General features: G+C 58.1%; 20 protein-coding genes, 1 tRNA gene and 2 pseudogenes. 4 read left to right on the forward strand and 19 right to left on the reverse strand.

The window, feature by feature from the left end:
* Positions 1–50: 50 nt before the first annotated feature.
* Positions 51–242, forward strand: coding sequence for a hypothetical protein (locus BBPC_RS09870; RefSeq protein ID WP_004223368.1), 192 nt, complete (start codon positions 51–53; stop codon positions 240–242).
* A 412-nt stretch (positions 243–654) separates the two neighbouring features.
* Positions 655–2478, forward strand: coding sequence for an AMP-dependent synthetase/ligase (locus BBPC_RS07840; RefSeq protein WP_004223362.1), 1824 nt, complete (start codon positions 655–657; stop codon positions 2476–2478).
* A gap of 314 nt (positions 2479–2792) precedes the next feature.
* Here BBPC_RS07840 and araA read toward each other — a convergent pair whose 3' ends face one another.
* From araA to BBPC_RS07900, 13 genes and pseudogenes are all read right to left on the reverse strand, one after another.
* Positions 2793–4310, reverse strand: a complete 1518-nt coding sequence (araA, locus tag BBPC_RS07845) for an L-arabinose isomerase (protein ID WP_004223359.1) — start codon at positions 4308–4310, stop codon at positions 2793–2795.
* Positions 4311–4454: 144 nt separating this feature from the next.
* Positions 4455–5147, reverse strand: coding sequence for an L-ribulose-5-phosphate 4-epimerase (locus BBPC_RS07850; RefSeq protein WP_022245565.1), 693 nt, complete (start codon positions 5145–5147; stop codon positions 4455–4457).
* 43 nt (positions 5148–5190) lie between these two features.
* On the reverse strand, positions 5191–6828 hold the full coding sequence (locus tag BBPC_RS07855) for a xylulokinase (RefSeq protein WP_004223353.1): 1638 nt from the start codon (positions 6826–6828) through the stop codon (positions 5191–5193).
* A 257-nt stretch (positions 6829–7085) separates the two neighbouring features.
* Positions 7086–8204, reverse strand: coding sequence for a LacI family DNA-binding transcriptional regulator (locus BBPC_RS07860; protein ID WP_004223347.1), 1119 nt, complete (start codon positions 8202–8204; stop codon positions 7086–7088).
* 76 nt (positions 8205–8280) lie between these two features.
* Positions 8281–9351, reverse strand: a pseudogene (locus BBPC_RS07865) (Maf family protein); the annotation flags it as partial.
* A 110-nt stretch (positions 9352–9461) separates the two neighbouring features.
* Positions 9462–9753: pseudogene (locus tag BBPC_RS10290) on the reverse strand (Maf family protein); the annotation flags it as partial.
* The gene (thrB, locus tag BBPC_RS07870; RefSeq protein WP_004223341.1) at positions 9750–10754 is read right to left on the reverse strand and encodes a homoserine kinase; all 1005 of its coding nucleotides are present in this window, start codon (positions 10752–10754) and stop codon (positions 9750–9752) included. The gene thrB and the pseudogene BBPC_RS10290, both read right to left, overlap by 4 nt.
* Positions 10755–10951: 197 nt before the next feature.
* Positions 10952–12268, reverse strand: coding sequence for a homoserine dehydrogenase (locus BBPC_RS07875; RefSeq protein ID WP_033524299.1), 1317 nt, complete (start codon positions 12266–12268; stop codon positions 10952–10954).
* A gap of 203 nt (positions 12269–12471) precedes the next feature.
* Entirely contained in the window at positions 12472–14052 is a 1581-nt protein-coding gene (locus BBPC_RS07880; protein ID WP_033524313.1) for a diaminopimelate decarboxylase family protein, read from the reverse strand.
* 5 nt (positions 14053–14057) lie between these two features.
* Positions 14058–15848: an arginine--tRNA ligase gene (gene argS / locus BBPC_RS07885; protein WP_033524300.1), complete on the reverse strand. Its 1791-nt coding sequence runs from the start codon at positions 15846–15848 to the stop codon at positions 14058–14060.
* A 31-nt stretch (positions 15849–15879) separates the two neighbouring features.
* A complete protein-coding gene (locus tag BBPC_RS07890) occupies positions 15880–17262 on the reverse strand; it encodes an amino acid permease (RefSeq protein ID WP_095279597.1) in 1383 nt (460 codons plus the stop codon).
* A gap of 324 nt (positions 17263–17586) precedes the next feature.
* The gene (locus tag BBPC_RS07895; RefSeq protein ID WP_004223323.1) at positions 17587–17976 is read right to left on the reverse strand and encodes a Rid family detoxifying hydrolase; all 390 of its coding nucleotides are present in this window, start codon (positions 17974–17976) and stop codon (positions 17587–17589) included.
* A gap of 161 nt (positions 17977–18137) precedes the next feature.
* A tRNA-Arg gene (locus BBPC_RS07900) sits at positions 18138–18213 on the reverse strand.
* A 242-nt stretch (positions 18214–18455) separates the two neighbouring features.
* Here BBPC_RS07900 and BBPC_RS07905 point away from each other — a divergent pair.
* Complete coding sequence (locus tag BBPC_RS07905) at positions 18456–19094, forward strand: CYTH domain-containing protein (protein ID WP_004223320.1); 639 nt, start codon at positions 18456–18458, stop codon at positions 19092–19094.
* A gap of 101 nt (positions 19095–19195) precedes the next feature.
* Here the strand turns inward: BBPC_RS07905 and BBPC_RS07910 are convergent, their stop codons facing one another.
* From BBPC_RS07910 to BBPC_RS07920, 3 genes are all read right to left on the reverse strand, one after another.
* The gene (locus tag BBPC_RS07910; RefSeq protein ID WP_004223317.1) at positions 19196–20164 is read right to left on the reverse strand and encodes a tetratricopeptide repeat protein; all 969 of its coding nucleotides are present in this window, start codon (positions 20162–20164) and stop codon (positions 19196–19198) included.
* Between the two features lie 103 nt (positions 20165–20267).
* Positions 20268–21266, reverse strand: a complete 999-nt coding sequence (locus BBPC_RS07915) for a hypothetical protein (RefSeq protein ID WP_004223315.1) — start codon at positions 21264–21266, stop codon at positions 20268–20270.
* The gene (locus BBPC_RS07920) at positions 21266–22492 is read right to left on the reverse strand and encodes a hypothetical protein (RefSeq protein WP_004223306.1); all 1227 of its coding nucleotides are present in this window, start codon (positions 22490–22492) and stop codon (positions 21266–21268) included. The genes BBPC_RS07915 and BBPC_RS07920 overlap by 1 nt, the downstream gene beginning before the upstream one ends.
* 81 nt (positions 22493–22573) lie before the next feature.
* Here BBPC_RS07920 and BBPC_RS07925 point away from each other — a divergent pair, with 81 nt between their 5' ends.
* Entirely contained in the window at positions 22574–23530 is a 957-nt protein-coding gene (locus tag BBPC_RS07925; RefSeq protein ID WP_022245573.1) for an FKBP-type peptidyl-prolyl cis-trans isomerase, read from the forward strand.
* 59 nt (positions 23531–23589) lie between these two features.
* On the opposite strand, the gene nucS is transcribed toward BBPC_RS07925, so the two are convergent.
* The 3 genes from nucS to atpD all read right to left on the reverse strand — a co-directional run bounded on the left by nucS (position 23590) and on the right by atpD (position 26234).
* Positions 23590–24294: an endonuclease NucS gene (gene nucS, locus BBPC_RS07930; RefSeq protein ID WP_022245574.1), complete on the reverse strand. Its 705-nt coding sequence runs from the start codon at positions 24292–24294 to the stop codon at positions 23590–23592.
* A gap of 180 nt (positions 24295–24474) precedes the next feature.
* Entirely contained in the window at positions 24475–24753 is a 279-nt protein-coding gene (locus tag BBPC_RS07935) for a F0F1 ATP synthase subunit epsilon (RefSeq protein ID WP_004223302.1), read from the reverse strand.
* Positions 24753–26234, reverse strand: a complete 1482-nt coding sequence (gene atpD / locus BBPC_RS07940; protein WP_004223301.1) for a F0F1 ATP synthase subunit beta — start codon at positions 26232–26234, stop codon at positions 24753–24755. The genes BBPC_RS07935 and atpD overlap by 1 nt, the downstream gene beginning before the upstream one ends.
* Between the last annotated feature and the right edge of the window lie 2 nt (positions 26235–26236).

Genomic DNA, 26236 nt, shown 5'->3' on the forward strand with positions numbered 1-26236 from the left:
ATGAGCGCACTCGCGTTGCCAGCTCGCCTACGGCCCAAAGCGCAATCGCCATGCATCCAACAAACGAATCGCAACAGGCCAATACGGGAAAACCGGTGCGTGGCAAACCGTTTTCAGCCTATCCAAGGCAGCTCGCAATCGTCAAGGGCGCATTGCATACAGCGAACCGTCGCAATCGAATTGCCATAATCGACCTCAAATCAGCAACGTTGAAAAGAGAAAGGCTGGATGTTCGCCGTTGAGCAGGCAGCCCTCTGACGCAAGGGGTAAATTGCGTCACTCGTGAGTGTACTCGATAAAAAACGCTCGCACCACCATTTCTTCGCATTTCGCTGGTTTTACGGTCCTTTCGGGGATATATGGGAAGCATGGCGACTCCCCCGCAACCGTTACGTCAAGCCTTTTTTTCGAACGGATACAGCGCGACACCAAACACTTGATTTTTGACGGAATAGCACCATTTGTCAGTTCATACAAAGTTGATGAAATATTTCTTGTCGCTTCTCACAATGCAGACTTACGGCCCCGTAACTTAGAATGTGCAAGGTGCGCAAGGGGTAGGAAACGCGGACACACGGTTTGTATCGCTCCCGCACGCATCACAAGCAGAAATACGCGGAAACAACGCAAAAACCGCGAGAAAGAGAACGCTTCATGCTCACCGAGTACACCACCCCGGGCGAATCCGTTGAGGTGCGCGACGACGAATCCATCTATTCCCTGCTTACTGGACGCATAGCGCGCACTGGCGAAGATACCGTGATCGCGGAACACAAAACCGCCCCCGGCCAATGGACGAAGGTCACTACCGGCGAATTCCACAATGCCGTGCTCGCCGCCGCAAAAGGCCTCATCGCATTCGGCATCAACAAGGGCGATGCCGTCACCATCTTCTCCACCACCCGCTACGAGTGGGGCGTGCTCGACTTCGCACTGGCCGCCATCGGCGCGGTGAACGTGCCGATCTACGACACTGATTCCGCGGCGCAGGCCGAGCGTATCCTCAACGATTCGGATGTGAAACTGGCCATCGCCGACAATCGCGAGCGCTTCGACCGTCTCGACTCCGTAATCGACCGCTGCCCGTCTCTCAAGCACATTCTGATGCTCGATTCCAACGCCATGGGCGCGTTGGAAGGCTTGGGCGTCACCGTGTCCGACGAGGAGCTGGAAGCGCGCATCGATTCGGTGCATGCAGACGATCTGGCCACCATCGTGTACACGTCCGGTTCGACGGGAGCTCCAAAGGGTGCCGAGCTTTCGCACCGCAATTTCATATCGATCACGCGCGCAGGCAGTCTGGCGTTGCATGAGATCGTTCTCGAAGATCATCCGCGACTGCTTCTCTTCCTGCCGCTCGCCCACTGTTTCGCACGGTTCATCCAGTACGCGTCGATTGCTTCCGACGACGGCGTGGTTGGTTATCTGCCGGACACAAAGACGCTGCTGCCCGATTTGCGTTCCTTCGAACCGACATATCTGCTGGGCGTACCACGAGTGTTCGAGAAGGTGTATAACGCGGCCTCCCGCAAGGCCGGCACGGGTTGGAAGGGACGCCTGTTCCTCAAGGCTGCCGAAGCCGCACGCGATTGGTCGCGCATGCAGCAGGCCGGCGAACGCCCGACCGCCAAGCAGATCGCGCAGCATCTTTCGTATGAGGCTTCCGTATACCGTACCGTGCGTAGCGCTCTCGGCCCGCGCATCCGCTACGTGGCATGCGGTGGTGCTCCTCTGGACGTGTCTCTGGCGCATTTCTTCAACGGTATCGGCCTGCCGATGATTCAGGGTTACGGTATGACGGAAACCGCTGCGCCGTTCGCCGCGACCCGCGTCACCGACAATGTGATCGGCACTGTCGGCCAACCGGCTCCGGGATCGTCTGTGCGCATTTCCGATGATGGCGAACTTCAGGTGAAGGGCCCGAACGTGTTCAGGGGCTACCACAACCTGCCTGAGAAGACGGCGGAAGCGTTCACCGAGGATGGGTGGCTGAAAACGGGTGATTTGGCGTCGATTGACGACGAGGGACGTATTACGATCACCGGCCGTAAGAAGGACATCATCATCACCGCCGGCGGCAAGAACGTTTCTCCGATTCCGATGGAGCAGGAGATTGTGAAATGTCCGATTGTGGAGCATGTGGTAGTTGTCGGCGACAATCGTCCGTTCATCGGTGCGCTGATCACGTTGGATCCGGAAGGATTGGAGGCTTGGCTGCCTTCCATTGGACTGTCTGCCGATACGCCGTTGGATCGCGTGGCTGCGACCGCCGCCGTTCACGACGAAATCCAGAAGTACGTCGACAAGGCGAACGCGACCGTTTCCCGCGCCGAATCCGTACGTAAGTTCGTAGTGCTGGATACCCAGTTCACGCAGGAAAACAAGTGCCTGACCCCGTCGCTGAAAGTGGTGCGTCCGGCAGTGAACCGCGTGTTCGCACAGGTGATCGATCAGCAGCTGTACTCCGGCAAGCGCTGAATCGCATAATACATAAAAGCGTGGGGTACGAGAGAACGTTTGTATTCTCTCGTACCCCACGCTTTTGTTCTGTCTGTACAACTTTCAAGGAATGCAAACGAGCGCCGGTGATCGGAAGCGATCCGACCCGCCGGCGCTCATATGGCAGAGATTAGTGATGAATCCAGAATGGCTAACGACACTCCATCAGCCATTGTCAGTAAAGCGACAATCAGTGACGGTTCCGTCAGTGCATAACGCGTGCGGTAACGGTGCGACAGAAGGCGAACGAGGGTACGTCGAGTCTTCTGCTGTGCCGTTAACGCTCCGTTATGTTAGTGACGGTTGTTGAGGCGGTGGTACATTTCGGAGATCTCAAGGTCGCGCTCGAATTCTGCGGCCTTGGTGTTCGCGTCGATGGTGGCGAGTTCGACACCGGCGATGCGGGCGAAGTCTTCCCAAGCCTCGCGACCGACGGAGGTGGTCATGCAGGTGTGGTGGGAGGCGCCGGAACGCAGCCAGCACTCGGCGGAGGTCTTGAGGTCCGGCTGCGGCTTCCACAGGCCACGGGCGCACGGCAACTGCTTGAGCTCTCCGAGCGGCTCGACCACGTCGACCAGGTTCATGGTCAGGCGGAAACGTTCGCGCACGTCAGACATGGACACGACGACGGCGTCCTTCTTCGGGGCGACAGTGAAGACCAGGCGCACCGGATCGGCCTTGCCACCGATGCCGAGCGGGTGGATTTCCAGCTTCGGCTTGGCGATGGTGCCGACGGACGGGGAGACTTCGAGCATGTGGGAGCCCATGATCATCTCGTTGCCCGGGGTGAAGTTGTAGGAGTAGTCTTCCATGAGGGAAGCGCCACCTTCGAGGCCGTAGCCCATCACTGCGCCGATGCGCACGAGCACTGCGGTCTTCCAGTCGCCTTCGGCGGAGAAGCCGAAGCCGTACTCGGACGGGAAGCGCTGCGGGCCAACGCCCGGCAGCTGCGGGAGAGCACCCAAGTCTTCGAAGTTGTCAACGCCGGCGGTGCAGCCATTGGCGCGCATCATGTTGACCATGGCGGCTTCTTCCTTGGCCGCGATGAACAGGGAATCGTACTTGGCGTCGAGCAGAGCCGGATCAACGTCGTACTTAACCTTGTAGTCTTCGATGATGCTCTTGACCTGATCGTCCTTGACGGCTTCGTAGGCTGCGACGAGCTCGTTGACGGCCCAAGTGTTGATGGATGCGCCGAACACGCGCTCGGCTTCGGTCTTGTCGCCTTCGGTGACGGCCACGTTGCGCATGTTGTCGCCCCAACGCATGACCTTCATGTTGTTGGAAGCATCCCAGCCGGCGCAGGCGCGTGCCCAGGTGCCGATTTCTTCGGCAACGGCCGGATCGGTGTAGTGGCCGACCACGATCTTGCGGTTGATGCCCAGACGGGTCAGGATGTAACCGAACTCACGGTCGCCGTGTGCGGCCTGGTTCAGGTTCATGAAGTCCATGTCGATGGTTTCCCACGGGATTTCGAAGTGGTGCTGCGTGTTGAGCTGCAGCAGCGGCTTGGTGAGCACTTCGAGGCCGCGGATCCACATCTTGGCCGGGGAGAAGGTGTGGCACCAGGTGATCACGCCGATGACGTTCGGGTTGGCGGAGGCTTCGACCATGAAGGCCTTGACGCCGTCGGAGGACTTCAGGGTCGGCTTAAGCACCACCTTGACCGGAATCTTGCCGGTTGCGTTGAGCGCGTCGACGATTTCGCCGGACTGCTCGGCCACCTGACGCAGCGCTTCTTCGCCGTACAGATCCTGGGATCCGACGCCGAACCAGACTTCCTTGCCTTCAAACGGGTTTTCCATTGCCATGTGATTGTTCCTTTACTTCGTTGTTTATGGAGTTTTTAATTATTTATTGCGATTGCGAACTCGCGCTTCGCGTTGTTCTGTTGCGTAGCGCGAGTTCGTACGATTGTGAAATTATGTAGGATTACGGAATCGTAGGATTGCAGCTCAGTGCTGGCCGTAGACGTTGGTGTAACGATCGTTCAGCTTCGCGATATCCTCATCCGAAATCGGAATGATCTCACCCAACTGCCTCGCCGCCCACATCGTATGAGCGACCTCCTCCGTCATCGCCGCGGCCTTCACCGCCGACTCCGCGTCCTTGCCGATGGTGAACGGACCATGGTTCTGCATCAGCACCGCAGGAGACTTCGGATACTCCCTGAGCGTCTCGACCACGCCCTCGCCGATCGCCTCGGAACCGATCAGACGGAACGGACCCACCGGAACAGGACCGCCGAACTCGTCGCCCATCATCGTCAGACCGCACGGAATGTTCTGCCCCGTCGCCGCCCACGCCGTCGCATACGTCGAATGCGTATGCACCACGCCGTACACGTCCGGCATATGACGGTAGATGTACGCATGCGACGCCGTATCGGAGGAAGGAGCCTCCGAACCGTCCACCACGTTGCCGTCCAGATCGCACACCACCATGCTCGACGGCGTCAGGTACTCGTAACGCAGGCCCGACGGCTTGATCACCATCAGATCCGCCGTATGCAGACGCTGCGACACGTTGCCAGCCGTCCACACCACCAGGTTCCACTTGATCAGCTGCTCGTGCAAGGTCGCCACGACCTCGCGCACCTGCTTGACCTCGGCACGAACCTCAGGACCATAATCAGCCAAAGTAGCCATAATCATTTCCTTTCAAATTGAAATAAGTTTTTAAAATATTTATTTACTTGGTTTCCAGCGGAATGCTTTCGATTGCAACATGCTCAATCGGCAGTCCCTTGCGGAAGCGATCGAAGAATTCCTCGAATCCTGCGACATCGCCTTCATCCGGATTTTCCGTGGTCGAAGCGGCATCGGCGAACACACGAGCGTCAAGGAATTCGTCGAGCGGCTGGTCGGCGTGCCACAGGTAGTCGGCTAGCACGGCCATGCCCCATGCGCCGCCTTCGGCAGCGGTGGACATTACCTTGATCGGCGTATCGAATGCGGCTGCGAGAATCTTCTGGGCAACCTTCGGGGTGGTGAAGATGCCACCGTGGCCGACGAGGGAGTCAACGGCAACGCCTTCGTCCTTGGTCATCACATCCATGCCGATCTTCACCGGGGAGAATGCGCTGAACAGCTGGGCGCGCATGAAGTTGCCGAGGCTCATGCGGGCTTCCGGACCGCGCGCGAACAGCGGGCGGCCTTCGGGCAGTCCTGCGAGGAATTCGCCGGAGCGGAACGGGTAGTTGATGAGTCCGCCGCAGTTGGAGTCAACATCGTCCGCGATGGCGGCGCGGAACAGCGTGCCATACAGGGTGCCGGCGTCGACCGGAGTGCCGATTGCAGCTGCGAACTGTCCGAACAGACCAACCCATGCGTTGAGGTCGGAGGTGAAGTTGTTGGCGTGGCTCATGCCTGCGAGATCGCCTGCCGGAGTGGTGACGAGGTCCACTTCCGGGTGCAGGCGTTCCAGCTTGCGTTCGAGTACAACCATGGCGAAGATGGAGGTGCCGGCGGAAACGTTGCCGGTGCGCACGCGTACGGAGTTGGTGGCCACCATACCGGTGCCAGCATCGCCCTCCGGCGGAGCGAATGTGATTCCCGGCTGCAGCGTGCCTGTCGGATCGAGCAGCTTGGCGCCCTCTTCGGTCAGCGTGCCCGCAGGAGTGCCTGCAACCAGCGGTTCCGGCAGCAGGTCGGCAAGCTTCCACGGCTGGGCTGCGACTTCCGGAATCGCATTGAACTTCTCAATGAATTCGGTTTCGTAGGTGTGCGTGGTAGGGTCGATCGGGAACATGCCGGATGCGTCGCCAACGCCGAGCACCTTCTTGCCGGTGAGCTTCCAGTGCACGTAGCCGGCGAGGGTGGTGAAGAAATCGACCTTGCCGATGTGCTCTTCGTTGTTGAGCACGGCCTGGTACAGGTGTGCGATGGACCAGCGTTCCGGAATGTTGTACTGGAACAGTTCGGAAAGCTTCTCGTGTGCTTCGGAAGTGTTGGTGTTCTGCCAGGTGCGGAACGGCACCAGCAGTTCGCCATCTTTGCCGAAGGCGAGGTAGCCGTGCATCATGGCGGAGAAGCCGATGCGTCCCACGCGGGTGAGCTTTTCGCCGTAAGCGTTTTCGACATCTTCGGCGAGCGCCGCGTATGCGGTCTGCAGCCCGGTCCAGATTTCTTCCTGCGAATAGCTCCACAGGCCGTCTTCCAAGTGGCTGGCCCAGCCGTAGTCGCCGGCTGCGATGGTGGTGTACGTGTCGTCGATGAGCACGGCCTTGATTCGGGTGGAGCCGAATTCGATGCCCAGACTCGTCTTGCCAGCGCGGATTTTCTCGGCGGTCAGCGCGATGCGATCGTCAAGTCCCTGCTCTTGCGCCATAGTTTCAAACTCCTTGCATCCGAGCGCCTCACAACCACATTGTCGACGGAATGTTAGCGCTCACTGTTAACGCTCACTATTCTAAACAGAAAGTGGCGACTATACAAGTTCGACGTGTCACGCAATCGTAAACGTACTACCGGCAGATCGTCAGCCGATTTTCTTGATATACCGGCATTACGAAATCCGGCAATCGCAGCACATGCGGCAAAAAGAGATACGAGAATCACAAGAAATACAAAAATCGCAGGAAATATTCAGCGACGGCTGGCGGTGCCCAAAGAAGTGCGGCCGATCACCTTCGCGGGAATCAGGCCGACGCCATGCTGCGACGAGGCGAACGAATTCTCATCGCCCTCCCCCAGCAAAAACAGCGTCTCACGCATGGCGGCAACGCCAAGCTGTTCAAAATCCGGGCGAACCGTGGACAGCGGCGGGTACATGTTGTCCATGGCGGGCATGTCGTCGAAACCGACCAAGCTCACATCCTGCGGAATACGCATGCCATGTTCATGCAGCGCACGAGACACACCAACCGCCTGGCTGTCGTTCGCACACACCATGCACGTCGGCAGATTTCCGCCGGTACGACCGATGTTTTCGAGAATATGGTTCATCTTGCCATACGCTTCGGTCGATTCCCAGGTTTCGCATTGCACGGTGACGGAACTCACCGCATTGGCCGCACACAGCTTATTCCACGCCATCAAACGCGTGGCGGCGTCACGCCATTCCTTCGGACCTGCGAAATAAAGCACGGAACGATGCCCATGCTCGACCACCAAATGCATCACGTCGGCCATGGCCGACCATTGGTCCACTCCCACTACGGATACTCGGCGACGGTCGGCCGGTTTCATCAAGCGCAAACCATCCTGCACGCTGATGCTGCCGTGCGTGGAGGTGACGATGACGCGCGGCTGCGTGATCTGCGCACGGCAGGCGGCGGAAAACATAACATCCGTCGGCGTGAGGAAAATGAACGCGTCCACGTTCATCTCATCGAACGTTGAGCACAATTCGTCGAATTCCGCCTGCGAGCAGAGCGCCTCGTGCACCATGCTCACCGACATGAACAGTCCATGCTGCCTCGCCATCGCCTCAATCGAGGAAATCGCGGAAATCGGACCATAAAAGCGTTGCCCGCCCGCAACCAAGCCGATGGTGCGGGAGCGATGCGAAGCGAGGGCACGCGCGGAATTGCTGGGACGGTATCCAAGCGCGTCGATGGCTTTCTGTACTTTTTCGCGGGTGGCATCAGACACGTCGGGGGAATGATTGATGACGCGCGACACCGTTTGATGGCTGACACCAGCCATTTTCGCCACTTCGAACATCGAGGGGCGTTTGTTTGCCGCATTGCGCTTGCCTGCCATGCTCCGTCGCCTTCCGCACACTACCGTTGTTACTTTCGACTATTCTACACGCAACTTCGGTTAGCGCTAACAGACGCTATTTTTCAGCCATTTGAGCGAGTCGCGCAGCGAAATTCGGCCAGTCGGTACGCATGGCGGTCAACAGTTTACGATTGGGGACTTCCTCAATCGGCACCCATTCGATTTCCATGCTTTCGTCGTCGTTGGCCTTCGGCTCCACGCGGTGCCCCGGCTTTTCGAAAGCGAACACGGTGGTGTAGGCCCACGGTCCGTGGTCTTCGCAGTATGATCCGACCACGTCGATATCTTCCGGCGTGATGTTGGCTTCCTCGTACGATTCGCGCAGCGCGCCCTCGATCGGGCTTTCACCGTCGGCGGTGGCACCTCCTGGAATGCCCCATGTGCCACCTTCCGCGCTCCACACCGCGCGATGTTGCATGACAACGTGCGTCACTTCGCCGGTCTGTTCGCTTCGGCGGGCCAAGAGCACGCCGGACGCGCCGTTCGTGCCCCAATGCTTGCGGCCGCAATCGCAATCAATCCAACCATCACCCGGCTGATGCACGTTTTCCTTGGGAGGAAGCGGCTTCGCGGCACCGGTTCGCGAATCGTGTTCGACGTTCGGTTCTTGATCGGCTCGCGTCACATTCCACAGATCGGTCCATTCCACGCCGAGCTCGGCGGCCAAACGGCGCGCCAGCGGAAGGCTCAGGCCGATAATGCCGTGCGGATCGCCTTCGATGGAGTCGATGAATGCTCCGCCGAAGCCCTCAAGCGTGAAGGAACCAGCCACTTCCAACGGTTCTCCGGTGGCGATGTACCGTTCGATATCGGTGTCGGAATATTCGCAGAAGTGCAGCGTTGCCCTGCTCGCGCCTCGCGCGATACGCCCGGTGGCGAAGTCGATCAGGCAATGGCCCGTCCACAATTCACCGGTGGCGCCACGCATGGCACGCAGTCGTTCCCGAGCCACCTCAGCGCTATGCGGCTTGCCGTAACATTCGCCGTCAAGCAGGAACATGGAATCGCAGCCAAGAATCAGCGGACCGACTTTCGCACGGGTCAGGCTCGGCTTGCCATCAACGAAATCAGCAATCGATTCGGTGATCGTAGGAATGGTGACTCCCGAAAAATCGCGGGTCTTCACATCGGAGGCGGACTGCACTTCGTCCGCACGCAACGTAACACGATGATGTTCTAAAGATGCGGAATCCCCAGTATTTTCAGCATTATCCGAATGTTCGGAAGATTCGGCAACGGCTTTCAGCGGAAATCCGACCACACGATCGCCGTGCGCCGCCGCAGCGGTGGCGGCAACGTTCCGATACGCCTGATGTACGGCTTCGGCTTTGGCCGTAGCGAGAATCATCACCCGCTGTTCCACGCTCAGATCGCTTACGGCAACGCCCATGGCGGCCGCCTCACGTTCGAGCGCCGCCGGCTCGTCCACGTTCGATACGCGAATCGTGGGGCAAATGCCCGCCGAGAAAAGCACGTCACGGCGAGGCTTGGATTTGGAAGCGAGAATCAGCGGAATGGAGTTGTTCATGCGCGTTCCACCTGCACACCCTTGGTGTCGACGCCCAAATGCAGCACACGCCAATGACCGGAAGCGAGCTCTTCGGAAGCAAGCTGTCCCAGCTGTTCGCGAGCGTCGCCATGATGCAGCACGAGCACGCATGGGCCAGCGCCGGAAACCATGGAAGCAAAACCATGGGAACGCAGCTTTTCGATCAACGTCCACGACGGTTCCATCAAAGGAGCGCGATACGGCTGATGCAGACGATCCTGCGTGGCGGCGAACAGCAACGCGTTGACGTCCTGACGCTGACCAGTCGCCAGCATCGCAGGATTCATGGCGGCCGGCAGCAGGCTCACGCGAGACACATTGTGCACGGCATCCTTGAACGCCAGCTGGCCCGGCAGCGCCTGGCGTGCCTTTTCGGTGGACAGCTCATAATCCGGCACGAACACGGCGGCGGTCAGATCGTCGGCAACGCGATAGTTGATGGTATGGAAGCCCTTATGCAGCGGTTCGCCGCCCGGAATCGGCACGGAACCGACACCTTCGGGGGTTTCCATGTCCCAAGACATGGTGAGCCCGCCGTACACGGCCGGAGCCACGTTGTCCGGATGGCCTTCGATGGCCGCAGCAAGCTCAAACACGGCATCACGGTTGAGTTCGTCGTCCTGCGCGAAGGCGGCCGCGGCTGCGATGCCCGCCACAATGGCCTCTGCGGAAGAGCCCATGCCTCGTGCCTGAGGAATGTTGTTGTGAGCCTGAAGAATGAAGCCCACACGGCCCAGACCAAAGGTCTGGCATGCGCGGCGGAACGTGGAAACCACCAAGTGGGTTTCGTCACGCGGGAGAGTATCGGCGCCTTCGCCTTCGATCATCACCTGAGCCGCAGTGTTCACCGGATCGGCGCTCAGCGTGAATTCAAGTTCGTCGTGGTAGTCCAGAGCAAGTCCGACCGTATCAAAGCCAGAACCAAGATTGGCGCTGGTAGCCGGAACACGCACACGCACTTTACGAGTAACTGGAGTCATATCTCGTCGTCCTTCGTCACATCTTCTTTACAAATGTAGCACCGTATACCCGAAAGGGTACAAGAGTCAAATTCAAGCCCATAATCAGCGGGCGATTGAGTAAACAATCGGCAAGCAATTGCCCAACACAGCAGCCGGAATATGAATAAAGAGACGGCCGCCCAATCGCAACGATTTGAGCAGCCGTCTCATAACTGTTAGTTGAGCACGCGGAGGATGGAAGGCTCGCCAACCACGCAGTCGAGTGCGCACACGTCTTTCACGGTTTCACGCAGGGTAAGCTCGTCGGTCATGTGCGTGACAAGGCGCAGCTGCTGCAGTTCGCCGTCGTAGCCCGGATCCTTCAGCGTGGGCTTGAGATCCTGGTTCACACCATTGATGGACACGCCATGCTCGGCGAACCTGGCCGCAATGGCCGCAAGTACGCCCGGATTGTCGTGAATCACGAAACGCACCGCGAACTCGGCCTTGGAAGCCTCGATCGGAGCCTTCTTCAAATCCTTATACAACGGAATGGTCGGGCCAGTGCAGCCCTGTGCGATGTGACGCGCCTCGGTCACCACATCGCCGACCACTGCGGAAGCGGTCGGAGCGCCGCCAGCGCCACGACCGTAGAACATCAGATCGTCAGCCGCTTCGGCCTTCACAAACACCGCGTTAAAGGAACCATGCACGGAAGCCAGCGGATGCTCGTTGGAAATCAGCGCCGGATACACGCGGGCAGACACACCGGCCTCGCCATTCTCCACCACGGCCAGCAGCTTGATGACCTTGTTTTCGGCGGTTGCGGCAGCAATATCGTCGGCGGTGATCTTGGTGATGCCCTCAACGGACACATCATCGATGGTCACGTTGGTGTGGAAGCCGAGCGTGGCCATGATGGCCGCCTTGTTGGCCGCATCGTAGCCTTCGATGTCCCCGGTCGGATCCGCTTCGGCGTATCCCTTGGCCTGAGCGTCCTTCAGCACGTCGTCGAAATCAAGACCCTTGGTGGTCATTTCGTCGAGAATGTAGTTCGTGGTGCCGTTGACGATGCCGAGCATGCTCGTCACCTTGTCTCCGACGAGGGATTCACGCAGTGGCTTGAGGAACGGAATAGCACCGCCCACGGAAGCCTCGAAGTAGATATCGACGCCCTTGGCTTCGGCGGCGGCATAGATTTCTGGACCATACTTGGCCAACAGCGCCTTGTTGGCGGTAACCACGGAAGCGCCGGATTCGATGGCCGCAAGCACGAACTTGCGGGCCACGCCGGTTCCACCGATCAGTTCGACCACAATGTCAGCATTGGTGGCCACGCTCATGGTGTCGGTGGTCACCACGGACTTGTCGATCCACGGGAACGGGTCGGTTTCCGACGGATCAAGGCAGGCGACGCCGGTCAGTTCGATCGGTCGTCCGATGCGTGCGGCGAGCTCATCCTTCTGCTCCACCAGCAGGCGTGCGGTCTGAGAGCCGACCGTGCCCGCGCCCAACAATCCAACGCGAATCGGCGCAACATCTTCCTGTACCAAGGCATCCTCCCTTGAATGTGAAGTATTGGTGTAACCCTGCCTATTGTACGGTCCCGATATGACGTAAGACCGCGAAATCATACGAAAATGGACGGTTTCCGAGCTTTGCCCCGAAAACCGCCCATACTGCATCCACGCTGCATCCGTAATTTGAGACGAATCGCCATGAACAATACGAAACACGAGCGAAACGCCACGAATCGCTATTCGCTCACATCCCAATCCAGCAGATCATCGACCGTCTGACGGCGAATCATCACATGCGCGTCTTGCTCGGATACGGCAACAACCGCAGGAATCAGCGCCTGATTGTAGTTGCTGGCCATCGTGCGACCGTATGCACCCGTAACAGGCACCGCCAGCACGTCACCACGCTGAATATCGGCAGGAAGACGCACCTCGTTGACGATGATATCGCCCGATTCGCAGTGCATGCCGACCACACGGCACAGCTTGGTTTCGCTGGAACCCTCACGATTGGCGATTCTCGCAGTGTAATCCGATCCATACAATGCCGGACGAATATTGTCGCTCATGCCGCCGTCGACAGACACGTACACGCGTTCCGTAACCGGATTGCCAGCCTTGTCTTTCGCGGTTCCGGCAAGCTGCACCGGCTTGACCGTGCCCACACGATACAGGGTGACGCCGGTCGGGGCGACCGTCCAACGGCCCGGCTCGAACGAGATGACCGGAGCGGGCATGCCGAGCGCACGGTTCACGGTGGTGACCGCATCGGCAAGGCGGGCAAGTTCCGTATCGAGATCCATGGAATCCTCGCCATCGGTGTAGGCCACGGAATAGCCGCCGCCCAAGTCGACCTCCGGCAGGGTGTATGCGTCGGTGGCGTAGAAGGTCTTGCGCAGCAGCATCATGCGCTTCGCGGCCTGGATAAAGGCGTCCGCATCGTGAATGTTCGATCCGATATGCGAATGCACACCGACCAGTTCGAGCACGTCCTGATGGCGGTAGATCTCCTTCAATACGGCGAGCGCGGGGCCATCAGCCACCATGGTCATGGCTTCGGCGAGTTTGCGGTCGCCTTCGGAAACCTTCTCGTGGCTCATGTCATACGGGTATTTGATGTCGTACTGCAGTTGGCGTTCTGCGCTTTCGCCCGGAGTGGCTTCGCTTTCGCCTAGGCGTGCGTTCGACCCTGCGGGGGTCACGTCAGCCAAATCGTCGAGCACGTTCAGCTTGCTTGCATCGGCACCAACCGGCAGCAAGGCGACACCGAACTTCTGGTCCTCATGCGCGGTAGACACGAATTCGTGGCCGCCCGCATGAATGCCGGACGTAACACGCAACATCACGCGAGCGCGCTTGCCGAGACGCTTGGCGATTTCGGCGATGCGGGCCGGCTCGTTCGGCTCGTCCACCACGATTTTGGCGAAGCCTTCGGTAATGGCGAGTTCGATTTCCGCATCGGACTTGTTGTTGCCGTGCAGCACGAGTCGCCGTCCGGGAACGCCCGCGGCGAGCGCGATGCGCATCTCGCCCATGGTGCAGGTGTCGATCAGCATGCCGGATTCGGTGACGATACGGCAGATTTCCTTGGAAAGCAGTGCTTTTCCGGCGAAGCTGACGTGGGTTACGGTGTTGTTGAACGCATTTGCCGCGGATTTGACGAATTTGGCGGCGCGGGCTCGCACGTCATCGGTGTCGATGACGTAGAGCGGCGAACCAAATTCGTTCAGCAGGCTTTCGGCAGTGCGGCCATGGAACGTGATTTCACCTTGCTCGTTCACGTTGGAGCCGGCCGGCCAGATGGGGGTGACTGCCATGGCGATCACATCCTGTCTGGGGCTGCAACGCCAAGCAGGTCAAGGCCTTCGGCGATAACCGTCTTAACGGCGTCATTGAGCTTCAAACGTGCGGCTGCACGAGCCGGTTCCGGAGCCTTGGCGATGCGCAGGGCTTCAGCCTGTTCGCCGCGAGCTTCCGGATCGGTGAGCTCCATAGGCACCACGCGTTCCACGTTGTACCACTTGTGGTAGGTGGCGGCGAGGTCTTCCAAGTAATGGGCTACGCGATGCGGGGCGCGCAGGTCTCCGGCTTCGCGCAGCAGGGCCGGCCACTGGGCGAGCGCGGCAAGCACTTCGCCGTCGGCGGCGGTGTCGAGCAGGCTCACGTCGGCACCCTCGTAGGTGATGCCGGCAGCAGCCGCATTGCGATCCACATTGCAGGAGCGGGCGTGCGCGTACTGCACGTAGTACACCGGATTCTCGTTGGAATGCGAAGCGAGCAGGTTCAGGTCGATGTCGACCGGGGAATTGTAGTCGGTGCGTGCCAACGAATAACGGGAGGCATCCACGCCGATAGCGTCGGTCAGATCGTCGATGGTCACCACATTGCCGGCGCGCTTCGACATGCGCACTGCCTTGCCGTCCTTCAGCACGTTGACGAGCTGGCCGATAAGAATCTGCATGTTTTCGCCAGGTTCGTCGCCGAATGCGGCGCACATGGCCATCATGCGGCCGATATAGCCGTGATGGTCGGCACCCAGCATGTAAATGGCGATGTCTGCCGGATCGTTGTCACGATGACGCTTGTTGCGATAGTAAGCAATATCAGCTGCGAAATACGCGTAGTTGCCGTCGGACTTGATAATCACACGATCCTTGTCGTCACCATGCTTGGTGGATTCGAACCAGGTTGCGCCATCCTTTTCGTAAATGTCGCCGCGTTCACGCAGATCGGCGATCGCCTTGTCGACTTCACCATCGGAATACAAGCTGTTCTCATGGAACCACACGTCGAAATTCACACGGAAATCCTTCATGGATTTGCGGATTTCGTCGAACATCATCGGCACTGCACGCTTGCGGAATTCCTCACGCTGTTCGGAATCGCCCTCACCCAGCGGATTGCCATCGTTGTCAACGCCACCGTCGACGCGCGGCAGGTCGAGAATCGCAATACCGTCGGCATTTGCCTCATCGATGACGCGACGTGCGATCTCATCGATATAAGCGCCCTTGTAACCGTCGATCGGGGTTTCCTCACCGTGGGCGGCCGCGACCAGCGACTTGGCGAAACGGTTGATCTGCTCGCCGTGATCGTTGAAATAGTATTCGCGCACCACCTTGGCGCCGTTCGCCTCAAGCACGCGGGCCATGGAGTCGCCGACCGCGGCCCAACGGGTGCCGCCGATATGGATCGGACCGGTCGGATTGGCGGACACGAATTCAAGATTCAGGGTCTTGCCGGAAAGATGGTCGTTCTTGCCGTAGTTCGCACCCTCGTTAAGCACAGTGTCAACCACGGCTGCGGCGGACGCGGAATCAAGCACAATGTTAATGAAGCCGGGGCCGGCCACTTCCACGGACTTGATGCCATCGGCATTGGCGAGTTCCGCGGCGAACAGTTCGGCGAAATCGTGAGGCTTCATGCCGGCCTTCTTGGCCAGCTGCATGGCCGCGTTCGACGCCCAATCGCCGTGCGCGCGGTCCTTCGGACGCATGACGGCGAATTTGGCCTGCGGAGGGATGAGATCGGTGGTCAGGGTGCCTGCCTTGCCTTCATTCACAAGGTTGTTGGCAATATTGAAAATCAGTTCACTAAGCGCTTCTGGACTCATTCCTCCAAGTCTACCGATTATGCAGACAGAATCAGCCTTGCGTATCGCCCCGCGTATCATCCTGCAGTTCGCCATGCTTCCTGCGCCAAGCCACCGAAGCGTAATAGCCGATATAGCAGATCGCAACGAACGGAATCATATACAGCAATGTGGAACGCTGCGACGAATCGCAAATCACCAAAACCAACGCGCCGATGCACATCACAATCGCAGCAATCGGCACGAACGGGAAACCGGGGGCACGATACTTCAAATCGTCAGCCGAATGCCCTTGATCAAGCCACTGCTTGCGGAAACGCAAGTGGCAGACGGAAACCGACGCCCACACCACCAGTGTGGCCAAGCCGGAAACCGCAACCAACGCCAAATACACCGTCGAAGCGGCAACCACGGAAGACAACAACGCCAACAGCGATCCAGCCATGCTGAACAGCACCGCGAACACGGGCACACCATGGAAATTCGTCTTGCCGAGCACGCGCGGGATCATACCCTCCTGCGCAAGCGACCAGACCATGCGCGAGCACACGTACAAGCCGGAATTCGCAGCGGAAAGCACTGCCGTCAACACCACGAAATTCATCACATCGCCGGCAAACGGCATGCCGATCGACTGGAACACGAGCACAAACGGACTCGTGTCGACGCCTGACCGATGCCACGGAATCAGCGCGGACATCACCGCAATCGAACCGATGAAAAAAATCGCAAGACGCAACACCGTGGTATGCACGGCCTTCGGAATCGCCTGCGCCGGATCCTTCGTCTCCCCCGCCGCGACACCAACAACCTCAGTGCCCGAAAATGCGAACACCACCGTCAGCAGCGTCGAAAAAATCGGCAGCACACCATTGGGGAACCAGCCGTCATTATAGAAATTCTCAAACAGCGGTGCGTGATCGTAACCGGCAATCGGAATCGCACCAAACATGGCAAGCAAGCCGATCACAATGAACACGATAATCGCAAACACCTTAATGGATGCGAACCAGAATTCCGACTCGCCATACAGCCTCACCGACAGAATATTGAGCATGAACACCACCGCAATGAAGGCGGCGGACCAAATCCACGCGGGCGAATCAGGAAACCAACGTTGCATCAGCAGACCGGCTGCCGTGAATTCCGAAGCGAGCGCCACCGCCCAATTCAGCCAATACAGCACGGCGATGGTGAACGCGGTGCCGGGGCCGATGAAACGCTTCGCATACAGGTGAAAGCTGCCCGCATACGGCATGGCCACCGACAGTTCGCCAAGGCTGAGCATCACAAAATACACAAGCATGGATCCGATGCCATACGCGATGATCGCGCCAAGAGGGCCGGCTTGGTGAATCGTGTAGCCGGAGCTGAGGAACAAGCCCGTACCGATCACACCACCTAGCGAAATCATGGTCAGATGGCGGGTTTCCATCTTGCGTTCAAGACCGCCCTGCTTGGCTTCAGCGGATTCAGCGGCGTCAGTGTCTGCAGTGGATGCGTTGACTTGCGATTCGGCCATGCGCGACTGCTCCTTCATATTTGGATGGGCGCGTTCTTGCGTTCTTGCGTTTGCATGCGTTTGCACAATACCCAATCGCATTACTATACGGAAATCGGTGGAATCATGTTGCCTGCCGTTCACTTTTAGCGGCAATCCTGAGATTGCATAAACAAAAACAGGCTCGCATGCAGCGTAAGAAACCGCATACGAGCCTGAAAAAGGATTTTCTGGAGATTTGCAATCAGCGCACTGAAATCAGAGCACAGCGATGGCGTCGATCTCAACGAGAGCGCCCTTCGGAATGTTGTTGCCGCCGAACGCGACGCGGGCCGGCTTCACGGAGCCGATGAAGGTCTGCGCATACACGTCGTCGATCTCGTGGAAGTCTTCGACGTTCTTCATGTAGATGGTGGCGCGGCAGACGTGTTCGATGCCGGTGCCTGCGGCGTCAAGAATATGCTTGATGTTCTTCAGTGCCTGGGCTGCCTGCTCGCCGGCGGTTTCGCCAGCCAGTTCGCCGGTGACTGGGTCGATGCCCAGCTGGCCGGAGACGAACACGAAACCGTTGGCCTTCACGGCCTGGCTGTATGCGCCCAGCGCCGCCGGGGCTTCAGAAGTCGCAACCGCTTCCATCTTCTCGCTCATAATGTTCTCCTTTGAAGAATGTGTTATGCATGTTGCTTGCGTTCAGGCCGCGGCAAACCACGACAACGCAATCTCAAGCAATCACTGTACCCATGGAATCGACACGCATTGTCCCATGTTCCAAATACCGGCTCCCTGCCCCGGCTCTTCACTTGTCTTTGTGGTGGGCTTGATGGGGATCGAACCCACGACCTTCTGTTCCGGAGACAGACGCTCTATCCACTGAGCTACAAACCCGTGCGTCAAACTACTTTACACTGCCTTGAGATGAAAGCGACACTTTTTACGGAAAAACGATCTTCGAATCTCGGATCATTATTGCGAAAACATAGCTACGGCGGGTCTTTCGACAGCACACCCAACCCTAGAGGGGAAATAACGGGCATAGAACGGGGAAGGAACGAGAGATAGCGTGCGCCACAACGAAATTTGTAGCAACATAACACCATTTGAAGCGTCTTTTCCACTAAACTGAAAATATGGTTGAGGATTCAGGCAGAAATATAGGCGATTTCGAATACACGCGCCGTTTTTTCTGCCGTGCCCTGCCGACGCAGTTGGATGATAACGACAGTCCGACGCTGATCATACAAAGTTATTACGTGCATCAGGATAATTACGCGCTGCGCGTGCGATTGAAAACAAAGTCCGTCCGCATTGCCATGACTCCGGACCTCGACCCGCTGGCTGTGCTCGAAAAGTATCGCGACGAATTCCGGCTTGGATCAGTCACCGTGAAAGGGCCGTCCGTGGGAGGCACGCGATATGAGGCGAGCCGCGATTTGGATTCGCGCATCGCAGGGGAGCTCATCAAACGCGGCGGACACGTGACCATCAAAAACCGTTTCACCGACTGGATCGATGAGGACGGCTGGAACATCGACGTGTTCGGAGGCACCAACGCTCCCCTGATCATTGCGGAAGCGGAACGTATCGGGCCGGTCACCAATCTGGTGATCCCGAAATTCTGCACCACCGAAATCACCGACCAATCGCGGTTCAGCAATGAAGGGCTTGCCGCGAATCCATATTCACGATGGAAATCCGAATTCGAAGACGAACTGGAAGCAGACGGACCGCAATTCCTCGACTATTTCGGCACCAACCGTATGGAATAAGTCTTTTTTAAAAAAAAACAACCGTAGGCCGTAAAGAACGATGTAGTTGCGCAGCCTACGGTTGAGCGGTACCTAAACGGTACCTAAAGTCAATAAACGAGTCAGTACATGAGCGTGGCGAGGCGACGGCGGGCGCGCTTCAAACGCTCGTCGGTCGGCTCAGGAATCGTGAAATATTCCAGCAGACGCTTGCGCACCGGTTCAATATCGGCCTTATGGCCGGCCGCAACGAAATCCAGCAAACGATCGAACGCATCCTGAATCTGACCGCCGATCATATCAATGTCAGCGACGGCAAGCTGTGCTTCAACATCATCGGGATTGTCGGCAGCGGCGGCACGCACCTCACGCACGTTCGCATTGGCGGAACGGGCCAACAGCAACGCCTTCGCACGCTCGCGGGCGGCACGCGCATCGTTCGGATCGGCTTCAAGCACCTTCTCGTACGCGGCTGCGGCGCCAGCGTAATCGCCCTGCTGTGCCAGCATATACGCCTCCTGATGCTCCGGAGGCACCTGCTCCTGGGCGCCGGCAGCGGAAGCCGAGTTTGCCGCATCGGAATTCGGATCGCCGGAATACGGCGCGGAACCGGTCACACCGGCCTGCTGCGCGGCTGCGACCAGATTCGGAATCACCGTATCCACGATCTGCTGCATTTCCTCAGCGGACGGCAAGCCCTGCAAAATCGGCATCGGACGGCCGTTGATCAACGCGAACAATGCAGGCGCGCCCTGCACTTGGAACGCCTGCGCGATCGACGAATTCGACGCGATATCGATACGAGACAGCTGAATCTGGCCGTTCAGCTGGTTCACGGCATCGCCCAGCTGGCGTGCCATGTCGAACAGGCGATCATCGGTCGGCACCCACAGCAGCAACAGGATCGGGAACGTGGCCGACGTCTGCACCATGGCCTGGAACGTGTTCTCCGTGGTGTCGATCACATAACCGCCTGCGGCCGGAGCGCCTCCAGCCTGCCCCGGCTCAGCCTTCACCTGATGCTTCAACGCTTCAAGATCGACGGCTCCCGCCAAGGAAACTCCCGGATTAAACGGCCTTTGACCTGCCATGCTTGCCTCCTAGATATCAACAATCAACAACATTAAGCGCCCGGCGTAACACGCATTGCAAACGTTCGCCCCAAGCTTACGCGCATTCGTGCGACTGCCACGATCACAGTGCCTCAACACGAACCGGCTGGCGCTCGGAACCGACTGCAGTGATCTTCGCGTCAGAATTTGCCGGAGGCACGTACAGCGCGACCACATTCACATACGTGGTTTTCATGGTGCTGGTGGCCTGACCGTCGCCAAACAGCGCTTTTTCCGCATCGGAAGCGGGCTGCGACTCACGGCCGGAGCCAGCTGAACGCGTCCATTCGGAATTGATCTGCGCCACCACCAGATCGCCACCATCCGCGGAACGCATAACGCTGATGGCATCGTCAACCGGTGTGAACACCTGCTGCTGCGATCCCTCGTTCAACTCCATGGCCTTCTGCACCTGTTCGGTCAGATCGGCAAGCTTCGTACGCAAATCGTCGTCGGCAAACTTCTGCGCATACTGGCTGGACGCACCATTCTGCAACACGTCGGCATACGCGGCGACCGCATCCTTCGGGGTCATGACCAGACCGGTGTCTTTTTCCGTTCCCTGCTCGCTACCGGTTTTGGAAATCTCAAAACTCGGCATTTTCACGCCCGAAAACAGTCGTGCCACACCCCACAACTTGTAGTTCTGACGTGCGGAATCCTGGCGGAACACCAGCAGACGCTTGGACTGCTGGTCATCCGTGGTGGAAGTGATGGAAAACACCGAACGCGGCCATCCACTGTCCGTGGAAATCACGGCCTGCGCAAGATCAGTTGGAATCGTGGTCTTGCGGTCAAGATTGCCCGTGACCTGCGCCACATGAAGTTCGCTAGTGCGAATCTCAAGTTCCGGCCCCTCCAAAATCGAACCGAGGGCGTCGATATTGCGATCGTTATTGCACTGGTCAAGCGTTTTGAGAATATTCGTACGGATGGTTTTCTCTTGCTTGGCGGTCAGATTCGGCGCATCTTGACGTTGCGTGGTTTTCGGCTGCGGCAGCTGCCCCTCGCATCCGCACATGCCAACGACCATTCCCAATGCGAGTACGGCCGCCGCGATTACGTTGAAACGCTTCTTCATCACTTGGCCTCCTCGTTGTCAGGTTCGTCGGACTTGTCGTTGTCGGATTCGTCGTTTTCGGATGTTTCGTTGGATCCGACCGACTCGGTCGTTACGGCCATTTCGTCAACTTCGTTGGGCACGTTGATTTCATCGGATACCGCGAATTCTACAGATCCCGAGGCCGCTGCGGCCGCACTGCTTTCCTCTTGTGCGAGACGTGCGAAATATGCGGCAAGCTCGTCTTGCGAAATCACGGAAGTCTGTTCGAAATCGTCGTTTTCTTCAACACCATCAGCGGCAGCGTTCTGCTGATCGGCAACGAGATTGCGCGCGCCGGGATCGACAATCGTAGGCTGCGCAACTTCGTTTTGGCTATTTTCCGAACCACTCGCGCGATGCCCAGCATGACGGCGACGCTTACGCTTCGGCCCGCTCTTTTCGCTACGGGCGGCACTCGCTTCGGCGTTCTTCACCCATGCGGCAACCTCGTCATCGTCACCCTGCGTGGAACCGATGCCGTCAACCATGGCAAACGCGCGCTTGTTGCGACGCTTATGCGGAGGCATGGCAAACACGGAAGCCGAAAGCACCGCAAGTATTGCCAGCAATCCGCCGGAAAGATAGAACGGCATGGCGAAATTCAGCATCGAACGACGGTTCCAATCAAGTGTGACCGAACCTCCCTTGCGATTGCCATAATCGATAATCGCAACGGAATCCTCGGCATTATTCGTATTAGCACCCTTGAACTGCATATCAACGGAACCGGCATTGCATTTGACGGTGCGCCACATGTCGGAATCCTGGAAGGCGACCTGGCCTTCGGAATTATCGGCGGTGCCCTGAGCCGTGGTCTTCAGCGTGGACAGGGTGGACCAGTCGGACAGTCCGGTGACGCGCGTGTATTTGGATCCCGCGATCCATCCGGCGATATCGCGGGCGGAACCGATGGCGATGCACACGTTCGCGGATTTGTCGCGCGACTTCGCCGAAATGGTGACGCGATCGTCAACCAATTGCAGCACATTCGGATCGGTGACCACATACTGCGATCCCGTAACCGAGGCGGACGCCGTGACCTGTGCCGAGGGCTTCCAAATCGTCGCGTTCAAGACGCCAAGCACGATGCAAGCAATGGCAAGCAAGCCGAAAATAGGCGTGACAATGCCGCGCATAATCTTGGCGTGTCGCGTGGGACCCGCCTTGGACTGCGGCTTTTCCTGTTCTTCCTGCAATAAAGTCATAGCATTCACTATTCTACATTGCCTCTCTGCAAAAGCCTGAAAAAACTATGAAAATCAATGATTGCCACTAAAGTGGAACCTATGCGCAAATCTACTCTTTTCAAAGCCGTCGCAGCCGCCTGCACAACGATCATGTGCTTGGGTTTCGCGGCATGCGGAAGTTCCGACACGAAGTCTGATTCCTCCTCCGATTCATCTTCGTCTTCTTCCGATTCCTCGTCGAAGATGAATCAGATCGCCGGTGTGACCGCCACAGGTGAGCCCGGTGAGAAGCCGACCGTCTCCTTCAAAACCCCTATGACGGTGGAAGACAACAGCTACGTCGTATTGCAGAAAGGCAATGGCGACCAGATTGAAGACGGCGACCGCATATGCACGCAGGGTATCGCCATCAATGTCAAGGATGGTTCCGAACTCATGAGCACCTGGGAGAAAAACACCCCCGATTGCTCTACGATGGTCACCTCCGACACCAGTCAGATGACTGAGGATTATTACAACATTTTCAAGGATCAGAAGCTTAACGCCACGCTTGCGTTCGGTGTGAACGATTCGAATTCCGCTGGCACCTCCTATTTGATGGTGCTCACGATCGTGTCGAAGTCGAAGGATCTGACGAAGGCAACGGGCACGAAGGTGCTTGACGTTCCTGCCGATCTGCCGAAGGTGACGCTTGCGAAGGATGGCAAGCCGTCGATCGATATGAACGGATACAAGGGTTCCGACACGTTGATCTCGCAGGATTTGATCAGGGGCGAAGGCGCCGAGGTCAAGGATACGCAGACCGTGATCGCGCACTATACCGGATGGCTGCTTGACGGCACACAGTTCGATTCCTCGTGGGATCGCGGTGCTTCGTCGAGCTTCTCGCTTGATGAGGTGATCACCGGTTGGAAGCAGGGCTTGGCAGGGCATACCGTCGGCTCGCAGGTGCTGCTGGTCGTGCCGCCGGACCTTGGCTATGGAGACAAGGATTCCGGCAAGATTCCAGCGAACTCCACGTTGGTCTTCGTAGTCGACATCCTCGCCGCCTACTGATCTACATCACGATTCGCTTATAAAAACTCCCTGCATAACAACAGGGAGTTTTTTATAAGCTAGAAGAGTCGTAGGGAGTCGTCTTCGGCACCTTTCATTTCGTCATAGTCGAGGATCAGGCAGTCGAAGCCGCGGTCCTGAGCGAGCACGCGGGCTTGCGGCGTGATGGTCTGCGCGGCGAAAATGCCACGCACGGGGGCCAACAGCGGGTCTCGGTTCAACAGCTCGCAGTAACGGGTGAGCTGCTCCACGCCATCGATGCCGCCGTTACGTTTGATTTCGATGGCAACATGCTTGCCACTGCCGTCGATGGCCATAATGTCGACCGGTCCGATGGCGGTCGGGTATTCGCGGCGCACCAATGTCGCACCTTCTCCGATGCGTTCGATCTGTTCGGCCAGATACTTCTGCAGATGGTCTTCGACACCGTCTTTGATCAGCCCCGGATCTTCGCCCAAATCGTATGTTTCGTCGGAATAAATATGCTGCAATGTCACTTCGAGCACGTCATTGGATTTATCCGCCGAAGCACGAATGACTTTCTGCGGAACCTCCGTAGTCACGTCGTCGTCGGCATGTTCCGGAGTGATGTCTTTGATGGTGCAGGGCGCCGCCATCCAGTTGAGTGGCTTGTACGAACCAAGTTCGGAGAAAATCAGCAGACTGTTATCGGCTTTGATAAGCAACACACGCTTGGCGAGCGGCAAGGACGCATTCAAACGCCCGGAATATTCGGCAGAGCAATCAGCAACAATAATTCGCACGAGGCACTACCCTACCATGATTGTCGTAAGCCATGAATCCCACGATATGTACAATCCTATTTTTGTTTTGATTAATCTTTTTTGAAAAAAAACAGTCCGTCTGCTGCAACTACAGAATCGCAATCATATGCAATTGCTGCAATCGCAACAGACGGACCGTCAGAAGTATGCTACCGAGTGCTACTCTGCCATCTTGACGTCACGTCCACGCTCAACCGCAACGGTGAGCTTGTTCGAATCGAAGGAGATGAAACCGTCGGTCACTTCGAAGGAGCGACGGCTGCCATCCGGATCCACCACAACGATGGTTCCTTCCTTGATTACGGTCAATACAGGCTCGTGGTTGGGCAGGATGCCCATTCCGCCTTCAAAGGCAGGAATGGTGACGGACTTCGCCGTACCGTGCCACACGGGGTGGTCGGCGGCGACGATGTTCACCTGCATTGTCAATCCGGCCATCACGCACCGTATTCCTTCTGCATGTCGTGCCACTTCTTCTCGAGATCGTCGATGCCGCCGATACCGGAGAATGCCTGCTCCGGAACGTCGTCGTACACGCCGTCGCAAATGCGGGTGAACGCTTCGATGGTCTCATCGGCCGGCACGTAGGAGCCCGGACGACCGGTGAACTTTTCAGCGACGTAGAAGTTCTGGCCGAGGAACTGCTCGATCTTACGAGCGCGGTTCACGGTGGTCTTGTCTTCTTCGCCGAGTTCGTCGATACCGATCAGAGCGATGATGTCCTGCAGCTCCTTGTTACGCTGCAGAATCGCCTTGACGCGGTTCGCGCAATCGTAGTGAGCCTGGCCCACGTAACGCGGATCAAGGATTCGCGAGGTGGAGCTCAGCGGGTCCACTGCCGGATAGATACCCTTGGAAGCGATGTCACGGGAAAGCTCGGTGGTTGCATCCAAGTGGGCGAAGGTCGTTGCAGGAGCCGGGTCGGTGTAATCATCGGCCGGCACATAGATGGCCTGCAGCGAGGTGATGGAGTGACCGCGGGTCGAAGTGATGCGCTCCTGCAGGGCACCCATTTCGTCAGCCAGGTTCGGCTGGTAGCCCACTGCGGACGGCATACGGCCGAGCAGGGTGGACACCTCGGAACCAGCCTGGGTGAAACGGAAGATGTTATCGATGAACAGCAGCACGTCCTGATTTTGCACGTCACGGAAGTACTCTGCCATGGTCAGTGCGGTCAGCGGCACGCGCAGACGGGTACCCGGCTGCTCATCCATCTGGCCGAAGACCAGTGCGGTCTTCTCAAGAACGCCAGCCTCATCCATTTCGCCGATCAGATCGTTACCCTCACGGGTACGCTCGCCGACGCCTGCGAACACGGACACACCGCCGTGGTTCTGGGCGACTCGCTGGATCATTTCCTGAATAAGCACGGTCTTGCCGACGCCTGCGCCACCGAACAGACCGATCTTGCCGCCCTGCACGTACGGGGTCAGCAAATCGATGACCTTGATACCGGTTTCGAACATCTGGGTCTTGGATTCCAGCTGATCGAATGCCGGCGGGTTGCGGTGGATAGGCCAACGCTCGGTGACCGTGATGGTTTCGTCATCCTTCTTGTTGAGGATGTTGCCGGACACGTCGAACACGTGACCCTTGGTGACATCGCCAACAGGAACGGAGATCGGACCGCCGGTGTCGAGCACGGTGGCGCCACGAACGAGGCCGTCGGTCGGCTTCAGCGCCACGGTACGCACGGTAGAGTCGCCAAGGTGCTGTTCGACCTCAAGCGTGATCTTCTTCGTGGTTTCGCCCTCTTCGTTGGCGGTGTTGGTCAGCTCAACGGTAAGTGCGTTGTAAATGTCGGGCAGGTGGCCCACCGGGAATTCGACGTCGATAACCGAACCCTGGATACGCGTGACGCGTCCAGTGGTCGGCTCTGCAGCCGTCTCGGGAGCCGCTGTGGTCTGATTCTCAGCCATAT

This window comes from Bifidobacterium pseudocatenulatum DSM 20438 = JCM 1200 = LMG 10505 (assembly GCF_001025215.1).
GTDB lineage: Bacteria > Actinomycetota > Actinomycetes > Actinomycetales > Bifidobacteriaceae > Bifidobacterium > Bifidobacterium pseudocatenulatum.